General features: G+C 59.7%; 1 pseudogene. It reads right to left on the reverse strand.

Annotation, left to right across the window (positions count from 1 at the left end):
• Positions 1-967, reverse strand: a pseudogene (locus GTGU_RS23370) (filamentous hemagglutinin); the annotation flags it as partial.
• Between the last annotated feature and the right edge of the window lie 22 nt (positions 968-989).

Raw genomic sequence — 989 nt, forward strand, 5'->3', positions numbered from 1 at the left:
TTGTGCCGTCCCGGTTGTCGAGAAGGTGGCCGCCGGTATCAAGCATGACGCCGTTACCCTGAATCAGCCCCTGCCGGTTATCCGTATCGCTGCGGGTGGTCAGTTTAAGCGTCTCCAGCGTGACAAGGGTGCCGCTGATATTGCTGAAATGTTCCGCATCCAGTATGGCCTGTTTCCCGGCGAGCAGCAGGCCACGGTCACTGAGCAGCGCGGTGGCGGTGACTCGCATGTTGCCCTGACTGGTGATGCCTCCCGTGTCACCGCTGTTGTGGTTGCTGATATCTCCGATGGTAAGCGTCATATCCGCGCCGCTCTGCACCAGCCCGCCGTTGTCATTGTCCAGTCGCTGGCCGGTGAGCGTCAGGTTACCCTGCGCGGCCATCTGTCCCAGGCGGTTATCGGTCTGCCCGACGGACAGCGCGGCATGGCCTCCGGTAACCAGCACGCCCTGCGTGTTATCCAGGTGTGTGGCGGAAAGCGACAGATTATCGCCTGAACTGACCACGCCATCCCGGTTATTGAGCGCCCCCGTCAGCGTCAGTGCAAGGTCAGATGCCGCACTGATGGCACCATCCCGGTTATCCACCGTCTGTGCATTCAGCGACAGGGCATCCTCCGACGCCAGCACGCCATTGCGGTTGTCCACGGTGGTGCCCTGAATTGTGGTATTCCTGGCACCAGCCAGCAGCCCGTTCTGGTTATCAAGCGCGCCTGTGGCCACATCCAGTTGCCCGAAGCTGACGATCCCGCCTGCATCCTGAGTGTCACGGTTGTTGAGGATACCGCCATGCGTATCAATACGCATGCTGTCGCCGGACTGAAGTAATCCGGCATCGTTATTCAGCGCTCCGCTGCTGATAGTGAGGGTTTTCCGCGCAGCGATGACACCATCCAGGTTATTCAGTTTCTGGTTATCCAGTGACAGGGCGATATTTTCACTGACCAGTAATCCCTGCCGGGAATCCAATCCTCCCGCCGCGATGGTCATA

It is taken from the genome of Trabulsiella guamensis ATCC 49490 (assembly GCF_000734965.1).
GTDB lineage: Bacteria > Pseudomonadota > Gammaproteobacteria > Enterobacterales > Enterobacteriaceae > Trabulsiella > Trabulsiella guamensis.